The sequence below is a fragment of the Burkholderia cepacia genome (assembly GCF_001039005.1).
GTDB classification, from domain to species: Bacteria; Pseudomonadota; Gammaproteobacteria; order Burkholderiales; family Burkholderiaceae; genus Burkholderia; species Burkholderia theae.
Genome location: NZ_LDWR01000102.1, coordinates 1 through 1,227, shown reverse-complemented (window position 1 = coordinate 1,227; position 1,227 = coordinate 1). Strand labels below are relative to the sequence as shown.

Sequence of the window (1,227 nt, the reverse complement as noted above, 5' to 3'; positions counted from 1 at the left end):
GCGGATTCAACCGGTCGATGCAACAGCTTGATGGAATCGTTCAGCCGGTGTATCGAAGTTTAGTGTCTTGCGTGGACGTTCGTTGAGCCGTCGGGCAATGGCGTTAAGCTTGGCTTGCGAGTAGGCAGAGAGGTCCGTTCCTTTTGGGAGGTACTGTCTCAGAAGCCCATTCGTGTTTTCGTTCGTGCCGCGTTGCCAGGGATGCTGGGGATCGCAGAAGTAGACCTTAATGTCCGTCGCGACAGTGAAGCGCTCGTGGCCAGCCATCTCCGTGCCCCGATCCCACGTCAGCGATTTATACAATTCCTGTGGAAGCTTGCCGGCGTGTCTTATCAGAGCATTGACGACAGCCTCAGAGTCCTTGCTGGCAATCTTTACCAACATCACGAACCGGGTCTGGCGTTCGACGAGTGTTGCAATCTGACTGTTAGCGTTGCCGAACAGCAGATCGCCTTCCCAGTGCCCGGGTATTGCTCGATCCTCGGCTGTGCCCGGGCGTTCACTGATTGATATGGCATCGCGGATGTTCGTGCGGTCCTCGGTCTTCAGTGTGTGTTGACGCGATCGACGCATGGCCCGAGAACGGCGCAGGTGTTCCAGCAGCTCTCTTTTCAGCGCACCACGGGCCTGGATATAGAGGCTCCGATAGATAGTCTCGTGCGACACCTGATAGTCCTTGTTGACCGCATACACGTGCTTGAGCCAACCCGCAATCTGCTCCGGCGACCACTGCAATCGGAGCTTGCTTGCCACAACCTGGGCGAGTGTCCGATTCCTGACCAGCTTACATGTCTTTGGGCGCCGTGCGCGGTCCCAGGCGAGCGCGTCGGCCTGGCTCGCCCGATAGTACTGCCTTCCGCCATTTCGCTGCACCTCGCGGCTGATAGTAGATGGTGCACGTCCTAACCGCGCCGCTATCGATCGAATCGACTGGCCGGCGACGACTGCGCGCGAGATTTCCTCGCGCTCGGCAAGCGTCAAGGCAAGCTTGGAGCGGTGTCGTTGAGCTGGCTGTATCCCGCCAGTCCTCGCGAGTACGCTTTGTATCGATGAGTGGTAGCGATCGAACAGTCGGGCAATCTGCGCAAGCGTGTCCCCCTTGCGCCACCGCTCCCACATCAGTGCCTTTTGAGTCTCGGTGTAGTAGATCCTGCGCCGCTGTTTCATTTGCAACACCTCCACTGCTTACGCAGCGTCTAGTGTGTTGCATCGACCGGTTGAATCCGC

Annotated in this window: 1 protein-coding gene; it reads right to left on the bottom strand. The window is 58.3% G+C overall.

The window, feature by feature from the left end; translation table 11 throughout:
* Nucleotides 1-6: 6 nt before the first annotated feature.
* Complete coding sequence (locus tag VL15_RS37790) at nt 7-1,167, bottom strand: IS30 family transposase (protein WP_048252012.1); 1,161 nt, start codon at nt 1,165-1,167, stop codon at nt 7-9.
* Between the last annotated feature and the right edge of the window lie 60 nt (nt 1,168-1,227).